Source organism: Citrobacter sp. wls711 (assembly GCF_005281055.1).
GTDB classification, from domain to species: domain Bacteria; phylum Pseudomonadota; class Gammaproteobacteria; order Enterobacterales; family Enterobacteriaceae; genus Citrobacter; species Citrobacter gillenii.
This window is the reverse complement of sequence record NZ_SZXC01000055.1, coordinates 1-1,341: the sequence shown is the minus strand read 5'-3', so window position 1 is coordinate 1,341 and position 1,341 is coordinate 1. Positions and strand designations below refer to the sequence as shown.

The following is a 1,341-nucleotide window of genomic DNA, read 5'->3' as shown; positions in this document are numbered from 1 at the left end:
AAAACGGAATCTATGGTCACTCCCGTTTTTGCAACACCGATTTTGACGACAAGTTGGCTTGCTTGAATCTATCCGGCGTCTGAATGGGATTTTATTCCCGCGCCTCGATGAGTTCCGCGCCTGATGAACCTCCAGAAAATATACGGCTTCAATGAGCCTTTCCGTTTTACAGGTTCCTCAACAGGCCGGTGGGCCGTTAGTATCATCAATATCAGTATTCGCAAAACCAGATGAATGATTGTTTAAACTGGTGTATTTCTGCCTTTATGCTTCGTAAGTTTGCTGTCGCGCCGTCAGTGCCCAGGCTATTCTGGCCAGCTTGTTTGCCAGAGCACAGGTGACGACAAAGTTGCTTTTCCGACACAACAACTCCCTGACCCAGTCGGCCAACTTGCCAGACTGGTGTTCCAGTTTTTGTATGAATACCCTGGCACACTGAACCAACAAAGTTCGGATCTTTTTGTTGCCCCGCTTGCTAATCCCTAACAATGTCGTCCGACCTCCCGTGCTGTACTGTCGGGGTACCAGCCCTGTTGCCGCCGCAAAGTCACGGCTGCTGGCGTACTGCTTCCCGTCGCCAATCTCAGTTGAAATAGTACTGGCAGTCAGCGTTCCAACGCAGGGAATACTCAGCAAGCGCTGTCCAACCTCATCTTCGTCCAACTTTCGTTTCAACTGAGATTCCAGATCTTTAATCTGCTCAACAAGATAGTGATAATGCTGTTGTAATTTCAGCAGTAACTGGCTGAGATAAAGAGGCAAACTACTGTCCTCAAGAAGGGTACTCAGTCGACTAATAACGGCAGCACCTCGCGGAACGCTGATACCAAATTCCAGCAGAAAAGCATGCATCTGATTAGTTGTTTTCACCTTATCCTGAACCAGGGATTCACGGACACGATGCAGAGCTCGCATTGCCTGCTGAGATTCGGTTCTGGGCTGCACGAAACGCATAGATGGACGTGATGCTGCTTCACAGATAGCTTCAGCATCAACGAAGTCATTTTTGTTGCTTTTAACGAATGGGCGGACAAATTGCGGTGATATCAGCTTTGGAAAATGCCCTAACTCTGCCAGCTTGCGTGCCATAAAGTGAGAACCGCCACAGGCTTCCATCGCGATGGTTGTTGCCGGGCATGTCGCCAGAAATTCGATTAGCTTTGGTCGGGTGAATTTTTTACGGTAAACGGCCTTCCCACGATGATCCTGACAATGAATATGGAAAGAGTTCTTACCCAGATCGATACCAATAAGCGCAATGTTTTCCATGATGGTTCTCCGAATGAAAGCCTGTCCTCAGCATAGTACTGGGAAGGAGGGAGTGACCATCTCATTAAATAA

At 48.2% G+C, this 1,341-nt stretch carries 1 protein-coding gene; it reads right to left on the bottom strand.

What is annotated here, in order from left to right; all coding sequences use genetic code 11:
* Positions 1 to 264 precede the first annotated feature (264 nt).
* A complete protein-coding gene (locus tag FDW98_RS16860; RefSeq protein ID WP_000427614.1) occupies positions 265 to 1,269 on the bottom strand; it encodes an IS110-like element IS5075 family transposase in 1,005 nt (334 codons plus the stop codon).
* Positions 1,270 to 1,341 lie beyond the last annotated feature (72 nt).